Origin of the sequence: Mucilaginibacter aquaedulcis, from assembly GCF_030409325.1 — a bacterium.
In the GTDB taxonomy this organism is placed as follows: Bacteria; Bacteroidota; Bacteroidia; order Sphingobacteriales; family Sphingobacteriaceae; genus Mucilaginibacter; species Mucilaginibacter aquaedulcis.
Map to the genome: position 1 here is coordinate 448,223 of NZ_JAUFPR010000003.1, position 26,451 is coordinate 474,673.

Sequence of the window (26,451 nt, forward strand, 5' to 3'; positions counted from 1 at the left end):
ACCTAAAAAAATACAAATTTATGAAATTCCCCATAGCCGTACCGCTTGTGCTCATAGCCGCGGTATTAACCCAAAGCTGCGTTAGCAGTAAAAAGTACAAAGAACTTGATGCTAATTACACTCAGCTTCAAAACAGCACCCGTGATATGAGTGTAAAATACCAAACCACAGCACAGGCATTAGCCGTTGCAAATGGCAGGGTATCAAGTTTGGAAGAGCAAATTGCACTGCAAAAATCAAACGTAGCTGCTTTGCAGGATGCCCTTAACAAATGTTTAAACTCCAGCAACCAGGGAAGTGTTAATATTTCAAAACTGGTTGATGAGATCAACAGCTCAAACAAATACATTCAGCAATTGGTAAATGCCAAAACCAAAAGCGATTCGCTTAACATGGTGTTAACCAACAACCTTACCCGCTCATTAACCGCACAGGAAACACAGGATGTTGATGTGAAGGTATTGAAAGGCGTGGTTTATATTTCTTTGTCTGACAATATGCTGTACAAATCAGGCAGCTATGAAGTATCTGACAAGGCCAACGAAACGCTGAGCAAAATTGCCAAGATCATTAAAGATTACAGCACTTATGATGTGCTGATTGAAGGTAATACAGATAATGTGCCTATCACTCAGAAAAATATCCGTAACAACTGGGATCTGAGTGCTCTGAGGGCATCATCAGTAGTACAGGCACTGCAAAATAACTACGCGGTTGATCCTAAACGTTTAACTGCAGGTGGCCGTGGCGAGTACAACCCAATTGCCGATAATAATACCCCAACAGGTAAAGCGCAAAACAGGCGTACACAAATTATCATCACCCCTAAACTTGATCAGTTTATGGATCTGATAGGCAAGGCACCTGAGGCGCAACCAGCACCGGCTACTGCACCTGCCGCACCGCCAAAACAATAATTTTTAAATTATAATAAAAGAGCCGTCCATATGGGGCGGCTCTTTTTGTTTTAGTGGTATTGCTGTTCTAAAATACTGATTTGAAAAAAAATAAAAGATTGTCATTTCGACGAGGAACGAGGAGAAATCTTATACGCGCTGAAAATCTGCAGGCATGTTGTATAAGATTTCTCCTCACCCCAACGCACAATCCAACCCTTGTTCGTCGAAATGACAACCTTTTGATTGGGGATTCCTTCTGAACAATTTCTCTTCCCTCCCGCTACCGCAAGCGTCCCGCTTGTGGGCATGAAGTTTAGTAATTGTTAAGCATGATTTACCACAAGCGGGACGCTTGCGGTAGCGAAGGGTTAAGGAAAAAACAAAAGAAAAACCCCTCTTCCCGCCGCAGGCGAAGAGAGGGGTGACAAGCGCAGCGCTGTCGGGGTGAGTTGATTAACCGCGCAGCATTTTCTGTTTACAACGACCTGATACCGCCATCAAGCAATATCTCGCCGCCAACCATAAAGGCCGAATCGTCCGAAGCTAAATAGAGGTTGGCCTCCGCTATTTCAGCCGGTGTGCCCACACGTTTAACCGGGGTAAACTCGCCCATACCAGCTTTGGCTGCATCAGCTTCTGCTTTACTGCTGGTTACCGATTCAAAAATGTTGGTATCAACCGGGCCGGGAGTTAATACGTTAACCCGTATTTTACGGTCAAGCAATTCGGCCGAGAAACTGCGAGCCAGGGAACGAACGGCCGCTTTTGAAGCGGAGTACGCAGCATGATTAGGCACACCCTTTTCGGCCACTACCGATGAGGTTAGCACTACAGATGCACCATTATTTAAATAAGGAAGCGCTTTTTGCACGCTGAAGAAAGTGCCTTTGAAATTAATATCGCTTACTTTATCAAATTGCTCTTCGGTAAAACTGGCCAGTGGGCCAAGCACATAAATGGCCGCATTAACAATCAGTACATCTATTTTGCCAAATTTATCGGCTACGGTTTGGTACAGTTTTTCCAGGTCGGTAAGGCTGGCTACATCCCCCTGTACACCTATGGCATCGTGCCCTATTTCGGCAACCGCGCTGTTCAGGTTTTGCAGATTACGGCCGCTTATGGCCACTTTGGCGCCCTGTTGTGCAAATAATTTGGCGGTGGCTAAACCAATACCGTTACTGCCGCCGGTAACAACGGCTACTTTATTTTTCAATTTTTCTGACATGATCTTTGCTATTTTTATTTTGTTATTTGATATAGCAAAGTTGCAGTGCCCGGCATTTTTTAACGATGAACCAGGTTAGGAAAAACGGTTGAAGTAGTTCAACTTTTCCGCCGTACTTTATTATTGCGGATCTTTGATAAGAACTCAGTGGTCATGCCCAGGTATGAAGCCAGCGCGTATTGCGGCACACGCTGCGCAACAAGCGGGTACTTTTCTAAAAAGTCAGTATAACGCTCCTCGGCCGACTGGGTAAGGTTAGAGATGATGCGCCGCTGCTGGTAAGCTGCCGAGCGCTCGGCCATTATTCGGAAAAAGGTTTCGTACTTGTGGCCTGCTGCTTTTAGCTTTTGTTCCTGTTCATAGGTAAGCTGTAAAACAATACTGTTATCCAATGCTACCACGAACATGGTGGCGGGCTGCTGATGTATAAAACTGTTGTAATCAGATATCCACCAATCTTCAATAGCAAATTGTATGGTATGCTCCTCCCCTTTACCGTCAATTACATAAGCACGAAAAGCGCCTTCTACCACATAATTACGATGTTTGGCTACAAAATCGGGCTGAATAATAAATTGTTTCTTTTTTATCTTTTTAACGTTGAAATAGGATGTCAGCTCGGCAAGTTCATCATCGGTCATATCAACCCGTTTCCTGATATGTTTAATAAGTGGTTCAAACTCGCTCATGATCGTGAAATATTGTTTTTAAAGCATATGCAATATAAATCAATTTTGATAAAGGCAGGTTCATTGCAGCGTTTACGGCAGCTTTTATGATTCATAATGTTATTATTCAGGCTTTAACATATTTTAACTTATTTATGAAGCAGGAATTTTTAAATTTAGAAAATGTTACGGTTGGTATTTGTATTCATATTCGTGTTTTTGACCTCCTTTGCTTTTGCTCAGCAGCATACATTGGAGGGTGTTGTTTATGAGCTTAAAACGCATGTTGCCTTAGCCGATATTAATATCGAGAACCTGAACGGGAAATTTAAAACACAGACCGATAAGGAGGGGCATTTTGTTATTGAAGCCAAAGCCGGCGACCTCCTGGCGTTCAGTGGCTCAAGATACAAGGCCGACACTGTATTGCTGACCAACCTGCTGGGGCGCGAGTTTTACCTCGCTCCGGTACAGCACATGCTGAAGGAGGTGGTAGTAAACGCCCAGGGTGCCGCAGCCGTAAACCAGTCGGCATTTAAACAGCAGATAGATCCCAATTTTCATAACCAAACCATGGCCTACCAGCGTAATGTTGACGGCCCCAATGCCGATGGTTCCATAAAGGGCGGCGTTAGTTTGCGGATATGGTCGAACAAAAAAACCGAGAACGATGCCAAAAAAAGGGAACAGCAGGCCCAGCGCGAAAAAATAATCACGCAAATTCAGCAGGCTTTCAGCGATGAGAACGTTGAAAAATACGTGCCGCTGCGGGGCCAGGAGCTGCATAGTTTTGCCCTGCGATATTCGCCCGATATCAAAACTTTTACCAGCGAGGATTTTAACCTCGCTAAGTATATCAGTAATTGTTATAAGGAGTTTCTAAAGCTTACACCCGAGGAAAGATTGAAAACCCCGATTTTTGGGGATTGAAACTTTTGGGTAAGACTTAATAAGCCATCAAAAGGTATTGCCAGCTATTTATCGACTCACCCCGACATCGCTGCGCTCGTCACCCCTCTCTTCGCCTGCGGCGGAAAGAGGGGCATTTCTTTTTGCTTTTTTTCTTAGCCCTCTTTGCAGCGAAGCTGAAGAGAGGGCGGTCCAGCGAAGCGCAGACCGGGTGAGTCATTTTGCGTTATGTAGTTTCAACGATTATGTCTATTCATAGGTGTTTAACACAGGAGGCCTCCTACAGAATCTTCAAATACCCCTACTTTTTCTCTAAACAGCTTGCTCCTCCGGAACTATGACGCTTTTTCCAGACTCCAGCGGAGTCACGTGTTTATAGCTTAATAAATTAATATATGGCTCCATAGGAGCCTCCTGAATTTATCAATTCCACCGCTTCAAAGGGAAAGATCAGAAATGGCATGTTACCTTGCAATTTTGTATATTTGTATATAAAGCAACAGCCCGGTTACCTGCAATAGGTAACCGGGCTGTTTGGTTAAACGGTAAAAACAACCGGAAATCATGCATTTTTTATCAGTCTATTGACTATCAATACCATACAACTTTTTAAAGTGAAATAAACTGATCAAAACCGATTCAAAACTCGTTAAAATTGATATTTTACCCTGATTTTTCATCAAAACATTCCATTTTCTGCCGGTTTTGATGTCAAAAAGTGTTAAAATAAAATTTTAAAAAGTTTGAGGCGGGAAATTCTCCTAGCTGCCCAAGGAAACATTATTGTTACAAAGACACTTAAAAACAGCATTACTTTTCAGGTAAAATCTTCGATATTTGATTTTAGCTGGTTGTACGAACCGGCCATTAACCAATTTACCTATCTTCATGGAAAAATCACGCCGTACTTTTATCAGGCAAGCCGCGTTGGCGGGTGCCGGTGTAATGCTTGCAAAAAACAGCTGGAGCGCAAAAAGCTATAAACGTATCATTGGTGCTAACGACCGCGTTAGGGTTGGTGTTGTTGGCTTTTCAGACAGGCATAAAAGCTCGCATATCCCCAGCTTTATGAACCATTATAAAGAGCTTAATTTTGAGGTGGTTGCCGTGTCAGACATATGGAACAAACGCCGGGAGGAAGGCGCAGCTGTATGGAAAGAAAAGATGCAGAATGATGTAAAGGCTTACCGCAATAATGAGGAATTATATGACAGCAAAACTGTTGATGCCGTATTTATCAGTACCGCCGATTTTCAGCATGCCCGCCACGCCATTGAGGCAGTAAAAGCCGGCTGCGACGCCTACGTTGAAAAACCATTTGCCGAAACCATGGAAGATAACCGCGCCGCCCTTAAAGCGGTAAAGGAGTCGGGCAAAATTGTGCAGATAGGTTCGCAGCGCAGAAGTGGGGCCAATTACCATGCAGCTAATGATTTTATCCGTTCAGGCAAATTTGGTGATATTACCATGGTTGAGCTTACCTGGAACGTGAATCAGCCCGGCAGGTGGCGCCGCCCCGAACTGCTTGGTGTATTAAAAGAACAGGATACCGATTGGAAGCGTTTTATCATGAACCGCCCTTATGAGGCATTCAATCCGCGTATATATTTAGAATATCGCCTGTTTTGGCCATATTCTTCAGGTTTACCCGGCCAGTGGATGAGCCATCAGATTGATACCGTTCACTGGTTTACCGGCCTGAAACACCCGCGTAGCGTGGTAGCCAATGGTGGTATTTATAAATGGAAAGATGGCCGCCGTAACTGGGATACCATTTTGGCCGCCTTTGATTATGGCCCGCTTGATGATCCGTCAAAAGGCTTCCAGGTTACCTTCGGCTCACGCATGCATAATGGCGACGAGCATCCGGCCGAGATCTATTACTCAAACGGCGGCGAATTAAACCTGAATACCAACAAGGTTTCGCCAGAAGGTGGTTTAACAGAGAAAATGGCTGGTGCCATGGGTATGAAGGCTAACCTGCTACCAGAATTAAGCCTGGAAAATACCGAACAGGTAGTGGCTTCGGCCAATACCGGGGGCGATAAACTGACCTCGAACCACGTACGTAACTGGATGGAGTGCGTTCGCAGCCGCAAACAACCCAATGCTCCTGTTGAGGCAGGTTACAGCCACTCTATTGCCAATATCATGACCAACGCGGCGGTACATACCGGCTACAAAGCCACATTTGACGAAGCCACCCAGGAAGTTATGGCTAACGGCAAAGTGTTTAAATATTAAATGAAAAACTAAAGCAGGGCACGTGCGATTCCTTCCCTGGGGAAGGTGTTGGAAGGGGTTTTATGTACGATTTAAAAGTATCAGCATAGAAACCCCTCCCTGCATTTACACACAAACAGCCGCACCCCTCCCGTTGGGAGGGAATTTATTTCTCCTCAATACTAACCTTATACATCATAACCCTATGACCACATTTAAAACTTTAGGTATAGCTATAGCAATGGCAACTTTGTCGCCAGTTACATACGCTCAGCAAAGCGAACCTGTTAAAATCGTAAAAACATCAAAAGATAAGATAGATATACTCATCGGTGGCAAACCTTTCACCAGTTTTCTGTATCCTGATACCTTGGAAAAACCGGTATTGTATCCGCTGCGTGATGCTGCCGGTACAGTGGTTACCCGCAGTTTTCCATTAGCCAAACGCGCCGGCGACCCAACCGATCACCCGCATCATATTGGCCTGTGGTTCAATTTTGAAAACCTGAACGGGCTCGATTTCTGGAACAACTCTTACGCTATCCCTGCGGCCAAAAAGAGCTCATACGGCTGGATCCGTACCGACCGCATCCTGGAAACTAAAAGCGGTAATACAGGCGTTTTGGCTTACCATGCCAACTGGACCAATCAGCAAAAGGATGTTATACTGGAAGAAACCACGCGCTTTGAATTTAGCGGCAATGGCAGCCAGCGTATTATTGATCGTTACACTACACTAAAGGCCAACGTAGACGCTGTTTTTAAAGACGCCAAGGATGGTATGCTTGGCCTGCGCCTTGCACACGAACTGCAAATACCCGAAACTGCCGATCAGAAATTTACGGACGATAAGGGGATTGTCACCATAGTAAAGGGTGGTTCGGACCATATTGCAAACGGAACTTACCTTACCAGCGCGGGAAAAACCGGTAATGACGCCTGGAGCACCCGCGGAGTTTGGTGCAAGGTATACGGTAAAATGGGTTCCGATTCGGTAAGTATATCTATTATAGATCATCCTCAAAATCCAAACTATCCTACGTTTTGGCATGCCAGGGGCTACGGTTTGTTCGCAGCCAATCCGTTGGGTGAAAATATTTTCACCAATGGTAAATCGGCTAAGAACCTGACACTTAAAAAAGGCGAGTCGGTAACTTTCAAATACCGTATAGTAATTGAAAATGGTAAAGAAACTACTAATCCTGCACAGTTAAATAAATTAGCAGACGCGTTCGGAAAAAAATAATTAGCTAATTAAGGCAACTTCAAACAGATGACTTCCCGATAAGGAGATATAAGTTTTCTATTGCGATATTTTATTTTGAAATAATATAAAATACAAAATTATATTTCGTATAATTGTTTAAATCAAAATATAAGCCTAAATGAAAACACTTATTCAATTAATTATTGTACCTATTTTATTACTGGTACAACAAACTGCATTTGCCCAAAGCGATACAAAAAACAAAATTCAGCAGGTAGAAACCAACCTTGTAGGCTCCATACAAGTAGCTGGTGAAAAACCGGCTTCTATACAGGAAAGAATGGCTTTTTATAAAGTGAATGGCCTAAGCATAGCCGTGATTCAGAATTATCATATTGCCTGGGCTAAAGGTTACGGCCTGGCTAATGATAGTTTAAAAATCCCGGTTACAACAAATACACTTTTCCAGTCAGGTTCTATCAGTAAGTCGTTAAATGCGGTTGGGGTGCTAAAACTGATGCAGGATAAAAAGCTTGATCTGTATTCCGATATCAATACCTACCTCAATAGCTGGAAGTTTCCCTATGATAGCTTAAGCAAGGGTAAAAAGATCACCGTGGCCAATTTGTTGAGTCACACAGGAGGTTTAACGGTTCATGGCTTTGAAGGCTACAATAAAAACAAACCGCTGCCTACTATTCCGCAAATATTAGATGGCAGTCCTCCGGCCAATTCCGCGGCGGTTCGTTCTATGTATGCACCGGGTTTAAGATCTGAATATTCTGGTGGTGGCGTTACTATTTCGCAAATGGTAGTGATGGATATTACCCATGAACCCTATGCCGACTATATGAAAAGAGAGGTTCTGCAACCGCTCGGAATGGTAAATAGTACTTACGCGCAACCACCTGTGGGCATTGAACCTAAAATGCTGGCTACTGCTTATTACGCCAATGGTAAGCAGGTTCCGGGCAAATACCAGATTCATCCTGAGCAGGCAGCTGCCGGCTTGTGGACCACACCGACAGATTTGGCTAAATATATTATTGAAACGCAGCTGGCTTATGAGGGTAAATCGGCCAAAGTGCTTAATCAAGCCACAACCAAACTCAGGCTTACTCCTTATCTGGATAAAACAGCGGCTCTTGGTGTATTTGTTGATGAGTTGGACGGTACCAAATATTTCCAGCACGGCGGTGCTAACGTAGGTTTTCGTAATCAGTATTATGGCAGTCTTGAAGGCGGAAATGGTGTTGTGGTCATGGTTAATTCAGATCGTGATGATATTATTAAAGAAGTGATCAACAGTGTGGCTAAAGTATATGGCTTTAAAGGACTTTATCGTTCAAATATTAAAACCTTGGTTGTTGTACCTGAAGCGGTATTGCAAACGTATGTTGGCAAATACGCCATAACTCCAACTGTTACTGTAACCATAACCTATGAAGATGGCAAATTGATGGGCCAGCCCACTGGTCAGCCTAAATTAAGCCTGTATCCTGAGAGCCAGACAAAATTTTTCCTCAAAGAAGTACCCGTACAAGTGGAGTTTTCAAAAAATACAGAAGGCAAAGTTGACAAGGTGATATTAAACGAAAACGGGCATAAGAACGAAGCAAAAAAGATTCAGTAGTATAGTATGAATTACTTACCTGATAAAAATTGATAAAACTCCGCCCTGTACATTGTTTATGTGCGGGGCGGATAAATGGAGATGGTTAAAACTGTATTGATAACTATTTTAAAAATCCCCTTACGTAAGCTGCAATCTCTTTTGAGGCTTCGTCAAGTGCAAAATGACCGGCATCCAGGATGTGTACCTGCGCGTTTGGAACATCATTTTTATAAGCATGTGCACCAGCAACGGCGAATGATGGATCATACTTACCCCAAAGCACCAACAGGTGAGGGTGAAAACTGCGGAGCCATGCCTGGAATTTGGGATACATAGCTACGTTGTTCTGATAATCGTAAAACAGATCCAGTTGCGCTTCCAGTACCCCGGGGCTGTTTAGCCATGCTAACTCATCGGTCCAGGTATCCGGATCAATTCTTTCTGGATGTGGGGAGGTACCAACATGCCTTTGCCGGGTAGCTTCGGCAGATGTAAAATTGCTGATAAGGGCTTGTTTGTTGGCTGCACTATCTTTCCAGTAGGCCTTGCGTTTCTCCCACAGTGGCGAAAGCCCTTCTTCATGACTCACAGCATTCTGAATAATAAGTGACTCCAGTTTTTCAGGATGGGCCATCGCTAAGCGTAAACCTATGGGCCCGCCATAGTCCTGCAGGTATAAATGATAATGTTGAAGGCCCAGCGCTTTGGTGAAATCGGCCATGATCTTTGCAATGTTATCAAAAGTATAATGAAAGGCAGAGGTAGATGGATAATCACTATGACCGAAACCCGGATAATCTGGTGCGATTAAACGATAATGATCGGCAATCTCGTTCATCAGCGAGTTAAACATGCGGGATGACGACGGGAAACCATGCAACAACAGAATTACCGGTGCGTTGGCTGGCCCGGCTTCTCTGTAAAATATTTTAAGTCCGTCAACTTCAGCAGTTTTATAGAGCGTTCTTGTTGCCTGTTCCATGGTTGTTTCTTTTACATTGTTGTTTTTTGATACATGCTGTTGAGCATCTGATGTTAAACCGAATAAACTCAGCAAACCACAGCAAATGATTACGGCTAATACCTTCATAACACAGCAGATAATTTATGTGTTTTAATGGATAAGATTGGCTGTTTCATGATAACAGAAGTGGTTTACAATTAATTAGTGATATACAATCGGGTAATGGTAACTATCAACGAGACAGCTGCACGGTATAATCCGGTTATTACCTTCCGATGGTGTGGTTTTACATATGCATCATTAGATGCTGAGGATTGAACATTTTGAACTTCACGACCATAAAAAAATCCGGACAAAACCGACCAAAGAATGCCGCCAATACAGATCAGCATAGCGGCATGAGTAACATAAAATATAATTTCCATGAGTGCCTCCGTTTCATAAACCAAATGTGTGGATATGGACAGTAGGCACGAAGCATGCCAAAGGCTTTATTTCACATAAAAAATTGATTATCAACAAATTAAACTATTCTGTACAATTTTGTTAGTCGTTGTATTTCGTTAATTGGTCATTTAATCTAACGAAATTTAGTCGTTATAAGGTGTGGGTCTAAAAAAATGAAAAGAAATGCTCAGCCTATAAATCTTCCCCATAAGGCATCCGGGCGGTTAAAAACGGTTGGTGCTGTTTCCAATATGGCCTGGTTAAATTTTGTAGAATTACCCGAGCTGCAATGAATTACTTTTTGCATGGCACCGTTTGAAACCACAGATACCAGCCCTACATGCCCAATTTTATTACCGGCACCATAAACTACTATGCAGCCTGGTTCCGGGCGCTGCAGCCTTTCAAATATACCTGAGTCGGAATTGACATCAGCTTCCATGGAATCTGTAAATATCCAACCTCCGAATCTTTTGTAAAAAGGGATATCTGTTTTCCTGGATAAGCCAATTACCCAGCAAATAAATCCACTGCAATCGCAAAGGCCATCTCGGGTAGGTTTAGGGTCATCCGGAAACATACCACCGCTGGCTAATTTGTATAAAATATTGCTGCTAACCACAGAACGGGCACGGGCTATTAATTGTGCCGATTCAACAGGAATATCAAATGGAGCATCGGCAGGAACATCATCCATGTTGGGGATCCTGATGAGTTCACCAACCGAAATAGCATTTATATTGGTTATTTGCGGATTTACAGCCAGTATGCTGCTTACCGGAATTGCGAAGACCATTGCTATTTTACTTAAGGTATCGCCTGGTTTTACTGAATAATCCATGAGGGCAGGGTTTAATGAAAGGTTTGTATACTTGCTTTATATCATGTTCATTATATGCTATTTACGTTATTAACTGAAGTGTTAAGTTAAAATTATATTGAGTAAAAACCTACATATTGTTTGATTATTACCCAACAGCTTTGAGGGAAATGTTTCGGGGTTTAGCCCAGGTTAGTGCTGCTGTAAACTTTAGCCAGGATAAACTCATTAAAAAAAGTTTTTTGACTAACAGGCTTATAACCATTTTGGGTAAAGCAGATTTCAATTTGGGGGAGTTTACTGGCTTCGATACCGCAAATTATTCGGAAGAAAATGAACATGCTTTTCAGTAAAAGCTGCTGCCACCATTTGCCGGTAAGCTGAAAATCGGCATTAAGCCACAGGCCGCCGGGTTTTAACAAAGCATGCAGATGGTTAAATACGGTTTTTAATGTTTGTTCCGTAAAGTTGTCGAACAGAAAAGGGCTTATCACAACATCAAAATCAACATCAAAATCAACATTTTCAATGGCGTTATTGATGTAAACCACCTGGTTGTTACCTGTGTTCCGTTTTTGTGACAGGGTTATCATATTTGCTGCTACCTCCACATAAGTAATGTGTAGGCCCGATGGATGAAGTTTGGTGATCTCTTCTAATATCCACCCGGTGCCACCACCCGCTATAAGTATGCGGCTGCCAGGTTTAATATATTGAATAAGATAAAGTTGGGCCTGAATCAATTCCCGGCCATAAACCAAGCGCGACAGCCTGTCATAAAACCATGCCGAGTTATTGTAATTAGCTGCCATATGTTAAATATGGGCGGTAACAAAACGGGCAGCCATCAATATAACGTATTGCAGTATAAGTACGCCATCCATAAAAAAGAAGTAATAGTATTCGTCTTTTTTCCAGGCCGATTTAAATATGAGCCAGCCTGTTAGGACTACAGTAGCGGTTAACGCCCAGAAATCGGTATTAAAGCCGTTTTTTCTGAAGATGAACAGCAAAACGATATATCCGGCCAGTAAAACCTGGCAAAATAAATAAGCATTTTTTTCGCCCCAGGCTACCGGGATGGTTTTTAAACCATGCCTTTTATCCTGAAACAGATCACGGATATCAAAGGGAATGGTAAGAGCCCCTATAAACAGAAAGCGCTTGGCTATCATGATGGTGGTATCGCGCATGCTCACATCATTGGTATAACGGTGCAGCACTTCCAGTATGGGGAATAAAACACAGCTCATTGTCCATACCAGGGTAATAAGGAAAGGTTTTAAACCGGGAATGTTGCGGAGCCCGAATTTATGATCGCCAACGGTAAACAAGGGCAGGCTATAGCTGAATGATAACACACTCAAAAAAATGAGCAATATTTTTGATTCGGTTGTTATTAAAAAGAAAAGAGGGATAAGCGATAGCAGCGAAACAATGGTAAACGTTACCATGAGCCTGTAATGGGCAAAAAACCATCGTACGCGTTTATAGGGTGATGTTTCGGGCTGTGTAGGACGGGTTATGAGGATACAAAAATTATAGATACCGAGGGTTGATGTAAACAAAAGCCCTAATACCGTAAACATGGGTTTTACGTTTACTAACTGAAAGGTGAGCAATGCCTGTGCAACCGCGCAAAGCGCCATGAAAATATTACTGAACAGCAAAAAATCAAACGCGGATTGAAATAATTTTTTCATTGGTCATGAATAGCCGCTGCATTTGACCTGTTATGATCGGTATCCGGAAGGATCCTGGCCGGCTTTGAGTGTAAATATCGTAATCTCCGGCAATATTCCAACGCGGCCCTGTAAACCAATAAAACCAAAGCCTACATTAACATATAACTGTTGCTTGCCCTCGCTATAATGACCGGCCCATTCTTTGTAAATATACTCAATTGGGCTCCATTGAAAGTGCTCTGTACGCACACCAAACTGCATACCATGGGTATGGCCAGAAAACATGGCATCTATTTGCGGATATTTGGGCAACACCTCTCCCCTCCAGTGCGATGGGTCATGTGATAATAACAGTTTTACCGGAAGGTCGTGCGTATTTTTAGTAGCCAGGTCCATACGGCCGTATTTGGGAAATATACTTAGTTCGCCCCAGTTTTCAACACCCAAAATGCCAATTTCTTCACCATCAATCTTAAGACGGCGGTGTTCATTTAATAGCAGGTCCCAGCCCATGTTTTTATGAGTGGCTATAAGCTGCTCGTGGTTTTTCTTTTTATGTCCCGGAACATCCCAAATGCCATAATCGCCGTAATCATGGTTACCAAGCGAACTGTAAACGCCAAGCGGAGCCTTTACTTTTGTAAAGATGTCCACGTAATCTTTCATTTCATCAGCCTCGCCGTTAACCAGGTCGCCGGTAAAAAATATGAAGTCGGCCCTTTCCTTCATCAGCATGTCAACACCGCCCTGCACTGCTGTTTTATTGAAGAAGCTGCCTGAGTGAATATCTGATATTTGCCCCAGCCTAATGCCATCAAAAGCCCTGGGCAAATTAGGCAGATACATGGTTTGGTATTTTACATGGTAATCATACAAACCGCGGGGCATACTTAACTTGATACCGGCTAAGGGGATTGCCCCGGCCAATAAACCGGCTTTCATCAAAAACTCTGAACGGGGAATGGCATGTTCCTGAGGGGGGATGCTGATGTCCTCAGGTTTTCTGTGCAGTCTGTTGCGTCTTAATACAAGCATCCTGCGCAGATCGTCGATTAACAAAAAAGGAAGAAAGGATATTTTGCCTAAGAATACCAGGAAAAAAGCCAGTAGAGCAGCTGCACGCGGGCCAACGCCAAGGTTAACATATACCGCTAATAAAAGGCCTGTAATGAGTAAAACAGATACCAACCAGTAAAAAAAAGTAAAGTCGCCCGAGTGGGGCAACTTCCATTTTTTGAATGCACCGCGGATACCGTGGAGTACATATAGATCAATAAGCAGCAGTATGGCAATTATCAGGATAATGTTTAGCGCCTGTTCTGTCATTTTTTATGGTTTAGTATCGAGCATTTAGTATCAGGTATCAAGGTACCTGATACTTTCACAAAAAAACCAAAAAGTCGTGATACTTGATACTAAATACTTGATACTTTTTAATTAATAACGATCATCGTCTAAATCCAGATCATCATCGTCATCAGGCTGCAGGTTAAACAGGCTGTTGAACATATCAGAAAAGGCAAAACCGTTATCTAAGAAACCTTTATTAAGCTGCGAAAATTCAGACAAGCCATGCAATACAAACTCCATCAGCAACAATAGCTGGTTCTCTGTAAGGCGAGGGTGACTTTTTTTAACCAGGTCTTTTAAACCGGCAACCTCATTAAGTGCTTTTTTGTAATCCTGCAGCGGCATATCATCAACCAGGGCAAGGTTATTACCTTCGCCAAACCAGTTTATAATGCTGGTGTAAGGGTTTGGACCCTTTGATTTCTTAGCTTTTTCCGGATCGGGAAAAAACTCAAGCAGTAAGCTTTTAATAGCTTTACCAATAAGTATGTTGGCTACCTTTCCGGGGCCTTCCAGTTCGCCCTCATATACCAGTTCAATTTTACCGGTAATGGCAGGTATTACACCCAAAAAGTCGGTGATGCGTACAAAAGTGTTGCTTTCATTATTAATGATCATGCGGCGCTCGGCATTGCTGATCAGGTTTTCATACGCCGAGATGGTTAAACGAGCCGATACCCCTGATTTTTTATCAATGTATTCGGAGTTGCGGGCCTCAAAGGCAATTTGTTCAACCAGGTTCTTCACCAGGTCATCAGCCTCCACATTTTTGCGCTGCTCATCAGTAATAGAAGCTTCCTGCTGGGTTATTTTTCTTGAAATTTCAACAGTGCGCGGATAGTGTGTTAATATCTGGCTTTCAATACGGTCTTTAAGTGGTGTAACTATTGAACCGCGATTGGTGTAATCCTCAGGGTTGGCTGTAAACACAAACTGAATATCAAGCGGCAGGCGCAGTTTAAAACCACGGATCTGAATATCTCTTTCCTGCAAAATATTAAACAGCGATACCTGGATACGGGCCTGCAGGTCGGGCAGCTCGTTGATTACGAAAATACCGCGATGTGCACGTGGAATAAGCCCGAAGTGAATAACACGTTCATCTGAATAAGTTAGTTTCAGTGTGGCCGCTTTAATAGGGTCAACATCGCCGATCAAATCGGCAACGGTAACATCAGGAGTAGCCAGTTTTTCGGTATAGCGTTCTGAGCGGTGAATCCAGCCAATAGGTGTATCATCGCCCATGTTGGTAACTGTTGTATGGCCATACCATGAAATAGGATTGTAAGGATCATCAAACAGATCAGATCCTTCAATATAAGGTACATACTCGTCAAGCAAATTAACCAATAAGCGTGCTATACGGGTTTTAGCCTGGCCGCGTAAGCCGAGTAATAAAATATTATGACGTGATAGTATAGCGGTTTGCAGATCGGGGATAACAGTATCCTCAAAACCCACAATACCTTCAAAACCGCCTTCGCGTTTTTTTAGCTGGGCAATTAAATTGGCGCGTAATTCATCTTTAACCGATCGGCTCTTGTAATCAGTTTGTTTAAGCTGGCCGAGGGTTTTTATATCCAATAGTTTGTTCATTCTTTTTAATGTGGTCCGAAAGTTCGAGAAGTCCGAAAATCCGGAAGTGTTGTTTTTGTTTGATAGTTTACGGGCAGGTAATTTTATCTTTCGTACTTTCCGAATCTCCGGACTTTCCGAATCAAATTATCTTACCGTTTTTCTTCTGTTCCTGGCGTAGTCTTCAAAAATATACTCGCCTAAATTATTCAGTGAGCTGTAAAAAGCCTTACCGCCGTTGGTTTCAGTAAATTTACGAACAAATTGCTGCAGATAAGGGTCTTTCGCAATCATAAAAGTTGTAATAGGTATTTTTAAGCGTTTGCACTGGGCAGCCATGTTCAGTGTTTTGTTCACCACTTTTCTATCCAGCCCGATGCTGTTTTTATAATAACGGGTACCTTCCTTTAAGCAGGTAGGCTTGCCATCGGTTATCATAAAAATTTGCTTGTTGTGCGTTTTGCGCCTGCGAAGCAGATCGGTAGCCAGCTCTAAACCGGCATAAGTATTAGTGTGGTAAGGGCCAACCTGTAAATACGGCAGATCCTGCAGGGTTATAGGCCAGGCATCGTTACCAAAAACTACAATATCAAGTGTATCCTTTGGGTATTTGGTGCGGATGAGCTCGGCAAGGGCCATGGCTACTTTTTTGGCCGGGGTAATCCTGTCTTCCCCGTATAAGATCATGGAGTGCGAAATATCGATCATCAGTACGGTTGAAGTAAGGGTTTTATAATCCATTTCCTCAACCTCCAGATCGCGTTCCGTCATCATGAAATCGCCAATGCCATGGTTAACCTGAGCATTATGGATAGACTGGGTCATGTCTATCTGATCCAGACTGTCGCCAAATTCAAACTCGCGGCGTTCGGCATTTTTTTCATCGCCCTGGCCCGATTGCGGGGTGCGGTGATTGCCTTTGCCTGATTTTTTTAATTTACCGAAAATTTCTTCTAAAGCCGACTGGCGGATGCTCTGCTCCGTTTTGGCAGTAATATTAAAACCACCGTTTTGTTTGTCTTCATCGAGGTAGCCTTTTTGTTTAAGCTCGTCAATAAAATCGCCCATGCCATAATCGTCATTGGTAAGATTATATTGTTTATCGAGCTCATTTAGCCAGGCTAAGGCTTCGCCTGCATCGCCCGAAGTATAATTGAGCAATTCCAGGAATAATTTTAATAGTTCTTCAAATCCGCCTTTAGGGATTTGGTTGGGCTTAAACTTGGAAAATCCAAAACCGCGCATATCGTGTCCTTTCTACATATAAAGAAACGGATAATTATTCTTAATAGTTTAGTATACGGGGTATTAAAACAAATTGTTAGGTAAGTATGACAAATGAAAAATGTGCAAGTGTGCGGATTTTAGATGTGCGGATGAGAAGAGTACTCACCCCCGACATCGCTGCGCTTGTCACCCCTCTTTGCGCATGCGCAAAGAGGGGTTCTATTTTTTAGCTTGCAGTTAGCGTCGTCTTGCGAAGTGTAGGCTGGCGAATGAATAAAACAATCTCTAAGTGATCTCATTTTTTTAGCGAGAGCAAGCCCTCCATCAATTCCTCGTTAAAGCTGCCTATGGTAGTAGTGGCCAGCATAGCGTGTATGCGGTTACGAATGGCTTTGAACTCATTATGCAAGGGGCATGGATTAATCTCCGAACATTGTTTTAAACCGAGGGCACAGCCTACAAATAAACTGTTACCATCCACAGCTTCCACAATTTCACTAAGTGGTCGTGATAGTGCCGGGGTATCTATATAAAAGCCTCCATGCGGTCCTTTTATGGAGCTGATCAGTCCCTTGCGGCTCAAATCCTGTAGTATTTTAGCCAAAAAATGTTCAGGCGAATCTATCCCCTGGGCAATATCTTTAATACCTACCCTGCTGCCTGTTGCTGTTTTATGGGCTATAAAGAACACAGCCCTGATAGCATACTCACATGTTTTTGAAAATATCGCCATAATTTGATACAACAAAATTAACAAAAAAATTAATAAAAGATATTTTTGTCTTTTATTTTTTTATTATATAGATTTGTCCTGTCAATCAACCAAACAAACAGATCATCAGATCTAAATAAAAGATAAAAAGGTATTAATATATTAATTATGACAACCGAACAGAAAACACTCATTACAGCTACCGTACCGGTACTAAAAGAAAACGGCGTATTACTTACCAAATACTTTTACAACCGCATGTTTACCCATCACCCCGAGCTTAAAAACCTGTTTAACATGGGTAACCAGCAAAGCGGCAAACAGCAAACAGCCCTGGCCATGGCGGTACTGGCCTATGCCGAAAACATTGCTAACCCTGGTGTATTAATGCCCGTGGTTGACCGTATTGGCCACAAACATATCAGTTTGGATATTCGCCCCGAGCATTACATTATAGTGGGTAAACACCTGATAGCCTCTATACAGGAAGTTTTGGGCGAGGCTGCCACACCCGCAATTATTGATGCCTGGACAGCAGCCTATAACCAGCTTGCTCATTTAATGAGCGGCCATGAAGCTAATCTGTATGAACACCAAACTAACAGAACCAACGGCTGGACAGGCTGGCGCCCTTTCAAGGTGGGTAAAAAAACACCTGAATCGGCCGAGATCACTTCATTTTATTTATACCCTGCCGATGGCGGTAAAGTGGCTCCTCACCTGCCCGGTCAGTTCATCAGCATACGTATGTTTTTGCCCGAGCTTAACCTGAAACAAGCCAGGCAATACAGTGTATCAAGCGCACCCGGTAACGAATATTACCGCATATCTGTAAAAAGAGAAAAAGGCCCTAACCTGGATACAGATGGCATGATCAGCAATCACCTGCATAATTTTATCAATGAAAATGACCTTGTTGACCTAACCGCGCCGGCAGGCAATTTTACACTGATGAAAGATATGGATGCGCCGGTTACCTTAATTAGCGGTGGAGTTGGCCTTACACCATTAATGAGCATGCTGCATAGCCTGGTTGAAAGTGATTACCCTCACCCAATTACCTGGCTGCATGGTTGCCGTAATGAGTCAGTACATGCCTTTAAAGATCAGCTGGATGAGATCGTGAGCACAAAAGCCAATATTAATCAGCACGTATTTTATAATCAGGCAACCGATGATAATGTAGAAGCCGGAGTTTTGGAAGGCCATCTGGATATCAACAAAATACCATCATTAAACCTGCAGCCCGATGCGCATTACTTTATTTGCGGGCCATCGGTATTTATTCAAAAACAATACCAGGACCTGGTTACCGCTGGCGTAAACAAACAGAACATTTATTTTGAAGAGTTTGGCCCGCAGGTACTCCAGTTAAACTAAGCCGCTTACCGTACTAATTTATTATCAGAACATTAAAATTAATAATATCATGAACACCTTAAAAACCACCGTTCCGCTTAGCTGGACAGCCAAGGAACAAACCAAACATGAAAACTTTAATTTGATAAAAAAATTCAACCGCTTTGCCGATGGTCAGAAGGAGAACCACACCTTATGGTGGTTTGTAAACCTGATGGTGCACGGTACACTTATATTGGCCATCCCTGCTGTTTTAATATACTATTATAACGCGCCGGTAATTGTATTGGCTATTACCATAGCTTGTTTCTTCAGTACTTTTGTAGCCAACATGTGTGGCTCTGGCATACGTACTACGCTGGCCACTTTCTTTATAAGCTTGCTTGTACATGCTGTAATGATTTTGCTTGTTGTTTTCTTGTAACTATATGTCTTTATTTAAGACAGAAAAACCGGCCCGTAGCCGGTTTTTCTGTTTAATATGATTTCAAACACTCCAATAAAACAGCTGCTTAAAACTTATACGTTAAGCCTGCTCCAAAAATTTGTTTAACCTGCAGGGCAATCTTTGAGCTGCCATCATCATTAGGTATCCTGGTTTTGCCATCATATATCATTTGCAAGCCGGCATTTACCGTTACAAACTTGTTCACCTTCATAAAAAGGTTGGCGGTATAGTCGGTATAAATATCACCTGGTTTATGCAGGTAATCTGAATATAGTTTCAGGATGTTTTCAAGGCTGATATTCTGCACCAGGTTAATTTTGTAATAAGCATCTAACGAGGCACCAAACTGGAACAAGCTTTTATTGCCGGGAGTAACGCCAAATGCACCTATGGACGATAGATAATCATCCCTCAATATAATGATACGGGCAGCAGCAGGCGATATATTGATCCTGAAATTATCAGAACGCTTATAAGCAAAACCGGGGCCGAATGTAAGGTAAGCCGGGGCCAGAAAATTGGATATTAAAGTTTTAGGCTCGGTGCCATAATCATAACCCTTGGTAAACTGGGTCTGGAAGTTCATGTAAAAAGTGTACAACCAGTATTTTGATGCCTGGCGGCCCAATAAGCTGTTCAGGATAATGCGGTCGTCGTTTTTTCGCCAGCCGGCATCCTGCTGTTTGCTTAACCCGTAGCCGAGGATCACTTTATTATCCCAGCTCCATTTATCCTTTTTATAATTAAAATCGTAATTAAAGATCAGGTTGCCGGCAAAGGCATTCACACCACCTGCCGACCAATTATGGTAGGAGCTTTGACTGATCAGAAATGTATTTTCGCCGTGTATTTTCCATTTTTTCGCGGTGTCAACCTTGCTAGTGTCCTGCGCGTGAACAGCAAAACCAATGCATAATAATGCCACGAGTACGATGATCTTTTTCATAGGTGTAAAAATGTTTAATGGTTAAAAGCCTTACCTGCCATTCATCCTTACCACTATAACAGATCAATATATGATCATATATCTGATATGCTATTTCATCCGTTTTTTGGGCATCTTATTTATCAATGCCCTGACAGATACCTTATCAAATATCGTAATTAATTATTTTGCGTAATTATTCATATTTACCAAACGCAATTGTACCACTGCATTTTATCGCACTTTTTAGGTAATTGAGCCATTACTTGTTACATTTAGTGCGTAAAATGTTGCTTTTTGTTACCTATAGTTTAGTATTAACTACTCTATATTATATTGTTCAGCTTATTGTGCATACCAATTATTTCATGGCTCATTTTAAACAATTCGTTAAAAAAGGTAAAATTTTCCCTGGCTTGCTCCATGTATAAATGCTGTGCGGGGAAAAATGTGCTATACATGTCTACAACTGTGCATTGAGTTGCTTTATTAGGGTCGGTACCTTTGTTGTGTTCAATAAATGATAACAAACACATTTAAAAAACATAATAACATGAAAACTCCAACTACCCCCAACAAAATTGCATCCGTAATTCTGGCACTTACAGTAGGCGGCTCTGCAGCAGCACAAACTGTACAACCTATTGACCCACAGCAGGACCCACACATTGAAAGTAACATCAAGGCATTTTTAAAAGTGCTTAACTCAGGCACTGGTAAACCTATTGAACAGCTTTCGCCTAAAGATGCCCGCGCGGTATTAACAGGTGCACAGGAGTCGGTTAAGTTTGATTATTCAGATATCACTATTACCGAAAAAACCATCACAACCGATGGGCAAACCATCAAATTACATATTGTTAAACCTTCGGGTGCAACCGGTACCTTACCGGTGTTCATGTACTTTCATGGCGGTGGTTGGGTACTTGGCGATTTTCCTACCCACCAGCGCATAGTTCGCGATATTGTGGTAGCATCAGGCGCAGCTGCCGTATTTGTAAACTACACCCCATCGCCCGAGGCGCATTACCCGGTAGCTATTAACCAGGCTTACGCCGCAACCAAATGGGTAGCCGAGCATGGCAGCGAAATTAATGTAGACGGTAAAAACCTGGCTGTTGCCGGTAATAGCGTAGGTGGTAATATGGCCGCAGCAGTGGCTCTGATGGCAAAAGATAAAAAAGGCCCTGCTATTAAATTACAGGTATTATTATGGCCGGTAACCGATGCCAACTTTGAAACCGGATCATATAACCAGTTTGCTACTGGTCGTTTCCTTACCAAGAACATGATGAAATGGTTTTGGGATAACTACACTACTGATCTGAATGCCCGTAAGGAAATATATGCATCACCATTACAAGCTACCCTTGAGCAGTTGAAAGGCCTGCCACCAGCAGTAGTTGAAGTTGCCGAAAACGACGTGTTACGTGATGAGGGCGAAGCATATGCCCGCAAATTAGACGAAGCCGGTGTTAAGGTAAAATCAATGCGTTACAACGGCATGATCCACGATTGGGGCTTGCTAAACCCTATAGCCACTGTTCCTGGCACACAGGCTGCCATGGTTCAGGCAGGTACCGAATTAAAAAATGCCTTTGCTAAATAACTCGATCCATCATATATATAAAGCTCCCGTCATTAATGTCAGGGGCTTTTTTTATAGATAAAAAAACTCTCCGATATACCGTTTTTGGTGCCCATCGTTAAAACAGAAAATCTATACCTTTGCCCGCTATCACCCATTAAAGATAACACAATGGAATATTCAAAAACATACGTTGCGAAGGAAGAGCACATAGATGTGCAGGAAATTATGGACGGCCTGTATTACCCATTTTACATGGAATATTGCAGGCATGACTATATCAGGGAAGTACTTGGGTTTGATTTTGAAACAGAAGCTAAAAACGGTATTTACATGGTGCTGTCAAACTACAGCATCAGCTTTTTAAGGTCATTAAAAAAGGGCGATGAATTTACCGTTACTTGTACCTTGTTTAAAGATAAAGCAGACTTACCTAAACTGCACTTTAAACAATCCATCATTTTAAACAACAAGGTAATGACCAAAGCTGTTTTCACCGGCACTTGCGTACCGGCAACTGGAGGCCGCCCTTATTTGCCCGAATCGGTACTGGAAAAAATAAAAGACGCGCCCGTGCTGGAAGATTAATTCCATTGCATCCGCGTTTTTGTAAAAAAGCCCTTAGCCACCCGGTTAAGGGCTTTTTGCATATCAAATGAAACTTGCAGGCAAATAACTATCTTTGCCGCCATGAATATCCTGATCCTCGGTTCGGGCGGAAGAGAAAGTGCCTTCGCCTGGAAAATAGCTCAAAGCCCAAAATGCCAGAAACTTTTTATTGCTCCCGGCAATGCCGGTACCAGGCAATACGGCACCAACGTTGATCTGAAGGTTACCGACTTTGCAGGCATTAAAGCATTTGTATTAAGCAACAACATTAACCTGGTATTGGTTGGCCCCGAAGAGCCGCTGGTAAAGGGAGTTCATGATTTTTTCCTGGCCGATGAGGAACTGAAAAGTATTCCGGTAATTGGCCCGCAACAGCACGCCGCACAGTTGGAAGGCAGCAAGGATTTCTCTAAGCAGTTTATGCAAAAGCATAACATACCTACAGCGGCTTACAAAACCTTTACTAAAGATACTTTACAGGATGGCCTTGCCTACCTGGCCACTGCAGGTTTACCCGTGGTATTAAAAGCCGATGGCCTTGCCGCCGGCAAAGGTGTATTGATATGCCTTACCCTTGAAGAAGCACAGCTGGAACTTACCCAAATGCTTGCCGAAGCCAAATTTGGCGAAGCCAGTTCAAGCGTAGTGGTTGAGCAATTTTTACAGGGTATTGAGCTTTCGGTTTTTGTAATGACCGATGGCAACAGCTACAAGATACTGCCAGAAGCTAAGGATTACAAACGTATTGGCGAGGGTGATACCGGCTTGAATACAGGTGGCATGGGTTCTGTTTCGCCGGTACCATTTGCTGATGCCGCCTTTATGAAAAAGGTAGAGGAAAAAGTGATCATTCCTACTGTTGAAGGTTTAAAACAAGATAATATCCCGTATAAAGGCTTTATTTTCATCGGCCTCATGAATACCAATGGCGAGCCATGGGTAATTGAATATAACTGCCGTATGGGTGATCCGGAAACAGAAAGCGTAATGCGCCGCATCGACTCCGATTTTGTTGATCTATTACAAGGCGTTGCCGAAGGTAACCTGAACGAAAAAGAATTAGCAATAAGCCCTAAAACCGCGGCCACTGTAGTAATGGTTGCAGGCGGCTATCCGGGCGAATACCTGAAAAACAAAGTAATCACCGGAACCGAAAACATCAAGGAATCCATCGTTTTCCACGCGGGTACATCTGCCGATGGCGAAAGCGTGATCACTACCGGCGGGCGTGTTTTAGCCATAACCACCCTGCAGGATAACATGTTTAACGCCCTGCAGCAAGCCACCGCCGATGCCAGCCGCATCTACTACGATGGCATGTATTTCAGACGAGATATAGGCTTTGACCTATTGTAGTTTATTGGTTCACTTGTTCATTAGTTCATTGGTGGATGGTTTTATACCTTTTATCATTCCATAAAAAAAGCCAGATCGTTATAAATCACGATCTGGCTTTTTTTTAAGTCTGTTCACTAATGAACCAATTCAACCAATGAACTAACCCACGAATGAACTAATTATATCTTCCCGAACAGCTCTTCCAGTTTATTTTCAAGCTCCTCGCCGTGCAGGTTTTTAGCTATGATCTTACCGTTGGGATCAAGTAAAAAGTTTTGTGGTATACCGCGTACAGCATACAAACCGGCCGCCTCGCTATCCCAGAATTTAAGGTCGGATACATGTGTCCAGGTTAAGCCATCTTTATGTATGGCTGCCAGCCATTTTTCTTTGGCATTAGGCCTGTCTAACGAAACACCTAAAATGGTAAATTTTTGATTTTTGTAATGATTGTAAGCCTGCACCACATTTGGGTTTTCCCGGCGGCAAGGGCCACACCATGAAGCCCAAAAATCTATCAGCACATACTTGCCACGAAACGATGATAAACTCACCATTTTACCGCTGGTATCGGCTTCGGTAAATTCCGGTGCGGTTGCACCCAGAGCCACTGCTTTAATTTTAGGCATCCGATCTGCAAATTCCTTACCTGCATCAGTAGCCTTTAAGGCCGGTGTCAAGGCATCAAACAAAGGAGCAATATCTACGTAATCGGCACTGTAAGCGTATGATTCCAGCGCATTCAGGCTGATAAAGGAATCGGGATTTTGGGCAATGAATTTCTTGTCAACTTCTGCGCTTTGCTTATCAATTGCTAATTCATCAGCCTTGGCTTGTTTAATAAATTCCGGCGAACTCTGTTGTTCCGGGGTAGCGGCTTTTTGTTTTTCTTCCAGTGCCTTGTATGCGTCATTTACAGGCTTCTGTGCAAGCTGATACTTCTTATTATCCTGATTGGTTTTGGGGCCATCTATTGTTGCTTTAGCCATTTCACTGGCAGCATTTATATTGATAACGCCAGGCTCAAGGTAAATATCGCGGTAATCTTTAGCACTACCTACGCCGGTACCTTTAGCATTAAATAACAAATAAGCACTTTTGGGGGTTGAACCTATATTGCCACTAAATTGAAATTTACCTCCAACAACATCAGCAGAATCTACCTGCGATTTGCCTTTTGCTACGCGGTATTCGAGGTAAACCCGCGCAGGTGCATTATAATCACCTATTTTTCCTTGTATTGTATATTTAGCATCCTGTGCAAAAGCAACAGCCGGTAAACCAGCAATTACCAATAAAGCTATTCTTTTAAATTGCGTAATATTCATTACGCAATTTAATATTATTCATATACTGTAAGTAATATGAACTAAAATATTACAAATAATAATCTGCAATATTTAGAAGAGCCCGTATAGCTAATGAACCAACTAAATCTTCCCGAACAGTTCTTCCAGTTTGGCGTCCAGATCCCCGCCACGCAGGTTTTTGGCAATGATCTTACCGGTAGGGTCAATCAGGTAGTTTTGAGGGATGGAACTTACCTGGTAAAGGGCAGCTGCCTCATTGTTCCAGAATTTCAGGTCAGATAGCTGTGTCCATTCTAATCCGTCGTTTTTAATGGCGGCAAGCCATGCTGCCTTACCTTCCGGTTTATCTAATGACACGCCTACTACGGTAAAGTTTTTAGCCTTGTATTTATTGTAATTGCGTACCACGTTAGGGTTTTCCTGACGGCATGGGCCACACCATGATGCCCAAAAATCAAGCAGCACATATTTACCCCTGAATGATGAAAGCTTAACCGGAATACCGTTTACATCGTTCTCCATAAAATCAGGAGCCATGGCACCTATAGCTGTTACTTTTAATGAATTAATAGCGTGCTGTAAATTTTTTCCAGCTTCAGAATCTTTTAAACTTTGTGAAAGACCATTAAACAACGGCTCAATTTCGTTTGGATCAGGCGATGGGCCACCTACCGAATTGATAGCCAGCAGGCTCAAATAACTATTAGGATTACTGGTAATAAAGTTTTTGAATATAACCTTCTGCTCAAGCTGTATATTTTTGTACTGCGCCTGTATGGCTCCCTGAAAACCAGGATCTTTTTGCACATCAGGTGATGCAGATTTGGCCTTGGCCATTAAAGCCTGTGCTTTTTTGTTAATAACTGATAATTGCGATACCAGCTTTTTGTTATCATCATTTAACGGCGATCCGGTTATTACTGCCTTTGAAACCGAATCTTTACTGGTAATGGTTATAGTTCCTTTCTCCAAAAAAAGGTTCAGGTCATCAGCGGTTTTTGAAGGGCCGCCGTCAGGGTAATTAATCTGTACATATTTTTCAAGGCCAACACCTTTATAGTCAAGTGCCAGTGTTGCATTAACCGGGTTTAGCAAGGTGCCGGTAAGCGTAAAGGTACCATTAGCCACATTTGCCGAATCGATCACGTTATTGGCGCCCAACTGGTATATCAGGTAAACCTTTGCCGGGGCACCTACATTGCCCACCTTGCCATTAATAGTAAAGGTATCGGTAGCAGTCTGCGCAAAAGCCATTACGGGCATCATGGCTACTATATAAAAAAATAACTTCTTCATTTTGAATATAAAACTATAAGATGTGTTAACGTTAAAAGGTTGATTGAAT

The 26,451-nt window shown here is 42.6% G+C and carries 24 protein-coding genes; 10 read left to right on the forward strand and 14 right to left on the reverse strand.

Annotated elements, in window-relative coordinates:
- Positions 1-20 precede the first annotated feature (20 nt).
- Positions 21-917: an OmpA/MotB family protein gene (locus QWZ01_RS17155; RefSeq protein ID WP_290325339.1), complete on the forward strand. Its 897-nt coding sequence runs from the start codon at positions 21-23 to the stop codon at positions 915-917.
- Positions 918-1,374: 457 nt separating this feature from the next.
- Here QWZ01_RS17155 and QWZ01_RS17160 read toward each other — a convergent pair whose 3' ends face one another.
- Positions 1,375-2,127, reverse strand: a complete 753-nt coding sequence (locus QWZ01_RS17160; RefSeq protein ID WP_290325341.1) for an SDR family oxidoreductase — start codon at positions 2,125-2,127, stop codon at positions 1,375-1,377.
- 98 nt (positions 2,128-2,225) lie between these two features.
- Positions 2,226-2,816 (reverse strand): Crp/Fnr family transcriptional regulator, encoded by a 591-nt coding sequence (locus tag QWZ01_RS17165; protein WP_290325343.1) that lies wholly within the window; start codon positions 2,814-2,816, stop codon positions 2,226-2,228.
- A 162-nt stretch (positions 2,817-2,978) separates the two neighbouring features.
- Between QWZ01_RS17165 and QWZ01_RS17170 the strand changes: the two genes are divergently transcribed.
- The 4 genes from QWZ01_RS17170 to QWZ01_RS17185 all read left to right on the forward strand — a co-directional run bounded on the left by QWZ01_RS17170 (position 2,979) and on the right by QWZ01_RS17185 (position 8,767).
- Positions 2,979-3,725 (forward strand): peptidase associated/transthyretin-like domain-containing protein, encoded by a 747-nt coding sequence (locus QWZ01_RS17170; protein ID WP_290325346.1) that lies wholly within the window; start codon positions 2,979-2,981, stop codon positions 3,723-3,725.
- An 867-nt stretch (positions 3,726-4,592) separates the two neighbouring features.
- Positions 4,593-5,948, forward strand: a complete 1,356-nt coding sequence (locus QWZ01_RS17175) for a Gfo/Idh/MocA family protein (protein WP_290325348.1) — start codon at positions 4,593-4,595, stop codon at positions 5,946-5,948.
- 184 nt (positions 5,949-6,132) lie between these two features.
- The gene (locus QWZ01_RS17180) at positions 6,133-7,173 is read left to right on the forward strand and encodes a DUF6807 domain-containing protein (RefSeq protein WP_290325350.1); all 1,041 of its coding nucleotides are present in this window, start codon (positions 6,133-6,135) and stop codon (positions 7,171-7,173) included.
- Between the two features lie 139 nt (positions 7,174-7,312).
- Positions 7,313-8,767 (forward strand): serine hydrolase, encoded by a 1,455-nt coding sequence (locus QWZ01_RS17185; RefSeq protein ID WP_290325352.1) that lies wholly within the window; start codon positions 7,313-7,315, stop codon positions 8,765-8,767.
- Between the two features lie 103 nt (positions 8,768-8,870).
- Here QWZ01_RS17185 and QWZ01_RS17190 read toward each other — a convergent pair whose 3' ends face one another.
- The 9 genes from QWZ01_RS17190 to QWZ01_RS17230 form a co-directional block, all read right to left on the reverse strand.
- Positions 8,871-9,839 carry an alpha/beta fold hydrolase gene (locus tag QWZ01_RS17190; RefSeq protein WP_290325354.1) on the reverse strand — a complete coding sequence of 323 codons (969 nt, stop codon included), beginning with the start codon at positions 9,837-9,839 and terminating at the stop codon, positions 8,871-8,873.
- A 71-nt stretch (positions 9,840-9,910) separates the two neighbouring features.
- Positions 9,911-10,138, reverse strand: coding sequence for a hypothetical protein (locus QWZ01_RS17195; protein WP_290325356.1), 228 nt, complete (start codon positions 10,136-10,138; stop codon positions 9,911-9,913).
- 209 nt (positions 10,139-10,347) lie between these two features.
- Positions 10,348-11,001, reverse strand: a complete 654-nt coding sequence (locus QWZ01_RS17200; protein ID WP_290325358.1) for a C40 family peptidase — start codon at positions 10,999-11,001, stop codon at positions 10,348-10,350.
- Positions 11,002-11,162: 161 nt separating this feature from the next.
- Positions 11,163-11,792, reverse strand: coding sequence for a class I SAM-dependent methyltransferase (locus tag QWZ01_RS17205; protein WP_290325361.1), 630 nt, complete (start codon positions 11,790-11,792; stop codon positions 11,163-11,165).
- Between the two features lie 3 nt (positions 11,793-11,795).
- Entirely contained in the window at positions 11,796-12,683 is an 888-nt protein-coding gene (locus tag QWZ01_RS17210; protein WP_290325363.1) for a UbiA prenyltransferase family protein, read from the reverse strand.
- A 30-nt stretch (positions 12,684-12,713) separates the two neighbouring features.
- Entirely contained in the window at positions 12,714-13,991 is a 1,278-nt protein-coding gene (locus QWZ01_RS17215) for a metallophosphoesterase (RefSeq protein ID WP_290325365.1), read from the reverse strand.
- A 111-nt stretch (positions 13,992-14,102) separates the two neighbouring features.
- Positions 14,103-15,611, reverse strand: coding sequence for a sigma 54-interacting transcriptional regulator (locus QWZ01_RS17220; protein ID WP_290325367.1), 1,509 nt, complete (start codon positions 15,609-15,611; stop codon positions 14,103-14,105).
- 126 nt (positions 15,612-15,737) lie between these two features.
- On the reverse strand, positions 15,738-16,835 hold the full coding sequence (locus QWZ01_RS17225; RefSeq protein WP_290325368.1) for a vWA domain-containing protein: 1,098 nt from the start codon (positions 16,833-16,835) through the stop codon (positions 15,738-15,740).
- A 277-nt stretch (positions 16,836-17,112) separates the two neighbouring features.
- Positions 17,113-17,550: an RrF2 family transcriptional regulator gene (locus QWZ01_RS17230; protein WP_290325370.1), complete on the reverse strand. Its 438-nt coding sequence runs from the start codon at positions 17,548-17,550 to the stop codon at positions 17,113-17,115.
- A gap of 147 nt (positions 17,551-17,697) precedes the next feature.
- On the opposite strand from QWZ01_RS17230, the gene hmpA reads away from it, so the two are divergent.
- Together hmpA and QWZ01_RS17240 are read left to right on the forward strand one after the other, a co-directional pair.
- Entirely contained in the window at positions 17,698-18,909 is a 1,212-nt protein-coding gene (gene hmpA, locus QWZ01_RS17235; RefSeq protein ID WP_290325372.1) for an NO-inducible flavohemoprotein, read from the forward strand.
- 49 nt (positions 18,910-18,958) lie between these two features.
- Positions 18,959-19,312, forward strand: coding sequence for a hypothetical protein (locus QWZ01_RS17240; RefSeq protein WP_290325374.1), 354 nt, complete (start codon positions 18,959-18,961; stop codon positions 19,310-19,312).
- Positions 19,313-19,400: 88 nt separating this feature from the next.
- Here the strand turns inward: QWZ01_RS17240 and QWZ01_RS17245 are convergent, their stop codons facing one another.
- Positions 19,401-20,282: a DUF3078 domain-containing protein gene (locus QWZ01_RS17245; protein WP_290325376.1), complete on the reverse strand. Its 882-nt coding sequence runs from the start codon at positions 20,280-20,282 to the stop codon at positions 19,401-19,403.
- A 532-nt stretch (positions 20,283-20,814) separates the two neighbouring features.
- On the opposite strand from QWZ01_RS17245, the gene QWZ01_RS17250 reads away from it, so the two are divergent.
- From QWZ01_RS17250 to purD, 3 genes are all read left to right on the forward strand, one after another.
- On the forward strand, positions 20,815-21,870 hold the full coding sequence (locus QWZ01_RS17250; protein WP_290325378.1) for an alpha/beta hydrolase: 1,056 nt from the start codon (positions 20,815-20,817) through the stop codon (positions 21,868-21,870).
- Between the two features lie 150 nt (positions 21,871-22,020).
- Positions 22,021-22,437, forward strand: coding sequence for an acyl-CoA thioesterase (locus QWZ01_RS17255; protein ID WP_290325380.1), 417 nt, complete (start codon positions 22,021-22,023; stop codon positions 22,435-22,437).
- A 102-nt stretch (positions 22,438-22,539) separates the two neighbouring features.
- Complete coding sequence (gene purD, locus QWZ01_RS17260) at positions 22,540-23,814, forward strand: phosphoribosylamine--glycine ligase (RefSeq protein WP_290325382.1); 1,275 nt, start codon at positions 22,540-22,542, stop codon at positions 23,812-23,814.
- A 161-nt stretch (positions 23,815-23,975) separates the two neighbouring features.
- Here purD and QWZ01_RS17265 read toward each other — a convergent pair whose 3' ends face one another.
- Positions 23,976-25,124 carry a TlpA disulfide reductase family protein gene (locus QWZ01_RS17265; protein WP_290325383.1) on the reverse strand — a complete coding sequence of 383 codons (1,149 nt, stop codon included), beginning with the start codon at positions 25,122-25,124 and terminating at the stop codon, positions 23,976-23,978.
- A 102-nt stretch (positions 25,125-25,226) separates the two neighbouring features.
- Complete coding sequence (locus QWZ01_RS17270) at positions 25,227-26,402, reverse strand: TlpA disulfide reductase family protein (protein ID WP_290325385.1); 1,176 nt, start codon at positions 26,400-26,402, stop codon at positions 25,227-25,229.
- Positions 26,403-26,451 lie beyond the last annotated feature (49 nt).

Excerpts from the sequence above, each read along its gene's own strand:
- QWZ01_RS17245 (WP_290325376.1), bottom strand. The coding sequence starts at position 20,282 with ATGAAAAAGATCATCGTACTCGTGGCATTATTATGCATTGGTTTTGCT.
- QWZ01_RS17165 (WP_290325343.1), bottom strand. The coding sequence starts at position 2,816 with ATGAGCGAGTTTGAACCACTTATTAAACATATCAGGAAACGGGTTGAT.
- QWZ01_RS17170 (WP_290325346.1), top strand. The coding sequence starts at position 2,979 with ATGTTACGGTTGGTATTTGTATTCATATTCGTGTTTTTGACCTCCTTT.
- QWZ01_RS17175 (WP_290325348.1), top strand. The coding sequence starts at position 4,593 with ATGGAAAAATCACGCCGTACTTTTATCAGGCAAGCCGCGTTGGCGGGT.
- QWZ01_RS17200 (WP_290325358.1), bottom strand. The coding sequence starts at position 11,001 with ATGGATTATTCAGTAAAACCAGGCGATACCTTAAGTAAAATAGCAATG.
- hmpA (WP_290325372.1), top strand. The coding sequence starts at position 17,698 with ATGACAACCGAACAGAAAACACTCATTACAGCTACCGTACCGGTACTA.
- QWZ01_RS17220 (WP_290325367.1), bottom strand. The coding sequence starts at position 15,611 with ATGAACAAACTATTGGATATAAAAACCCTCGGCCAGCTTAAACAAACT.
- QWZ01_RS17230 (WP_290325370.1), bottom strand. The coding sequence starts at position 17,550 with ATGGCGATATTTTCAAAAACATGTGAGTATGCTATCAGGGCTGTGTTC.
- QWZ01_RS17240 (WP_290325374.1), top strand. The coding sequence starts at position 18,959 with ATGAACACCTTAAAAACCACCGTTCCGCTTAGCTGGACAGCCAAGGAA.
- QWZ01_RS17195 (WP_290325356.1), bottom strand. The coding sequence starts at position 10,138 with ATGGAAATTATATTTTATGTTACTCATGCCGCTATGCTGATCTGTATT.
- QWZ01_RS17180 (WP_290325350.1), top strand. The coding sequence starts at position 6,133 with ATGACCACATTTAAAACTTTAGGTATAGCTATAGCAATGGCAACTTTG.
- QWZ01_RS17185 (WP_290325352.1), top strand. The coding sequence starts at position 7,313 with ATGAAAACACTTATTCAATTAATTATTGTACCTATTTTATTACTGGTA.
- QWZ01_RS17270 (WP_290325385.1), bottom strand. The coding sequence starts at position 26,402 with ATGAAGAAGTTATTTTTTTATATAGTAGCCATGATGCCCGTAATGGCT.
- QWZ01_RS17265 (WP_290325383.1), bottom strand. The coding sequence starts at position 25,124 with ATGAATATTACGCAATTTAAAAGAATAGCTTTATTGGTAATTGCTGGT.
- QWZ01_RS17190 (WP_290325354.1), bottom strand. The coding sequence starts at position 9,839 with ATGAAGGTATTAGCCGTAATCATTTGCTGTGGTTTGCTGAGTTTATTC.
- QWZ01_RS17215 (WP_290325365.1), bottom strand. The coding sequence starts at position 13,991 with ATGACAGAACAGGCGCTAAACATTATCCTGATAATTGCCATACTGCTG.
- purD (WP_290325382.1), top strand. The coding sequence starts at position 22,540 with ATGAATATCCTGATCCTCGGTTCGGGCGGAAGAGAAAGTGCCTTCGCC.
- QWZ01_RS17255 (WP_290325380.1), top strand. The coding sequence starts at position 22,021 with ATGGAATATTCAAAAACATACGTTGCGAAGGAAGAGCACATAGATGTG.
- QWZ01_RS17250 (WP_290325378.1), top strand. The coding sequence starts at position 20,815 with ATGAAAACTCCAACTACCCCCAACAAAATTGCATCCGTAATTCTGGCA.
- QWZ01_RS17205 (WP_290325361.1), bottom strand. The coding sequence starts at position 11,792 with ATGGCAGCTAATTACAATAACTCGGCATGGTTTTATGACAGGCTGTCG.
- QWZ01_RS17160 (WP_290325341.1), bottom strand. The coding sequence starts at position 2,127 with ATGTCAGAAAAATTGAAAAATAAAGTAGCCGTTGTTACCGGCGGCAGT.
- QWZ01_RS17155 (WP_290325339.1), top strand. The coding sequence starts at position 21 with ATGAAATTCCCCATAGCCGTACCGCTTGTGCTCATAGCCGCGGTATTA.
- QWZ01_RS17225 (WP_290325368.1), bottom strand. The coding sequence starts at position 16,835 with ATGCGCGGTTTTGGATTTTCCAAGTTTAAGCCCAACCAAATCCCTAAA.
- QWZ01_RS17210 (WP_290325363.1), bottom strand. The coding sequence starts at position 12,683 with ATGAAAAAATTATTTCAATCCGCGTTTGATTTTTTGCTGTTCAGTAAT.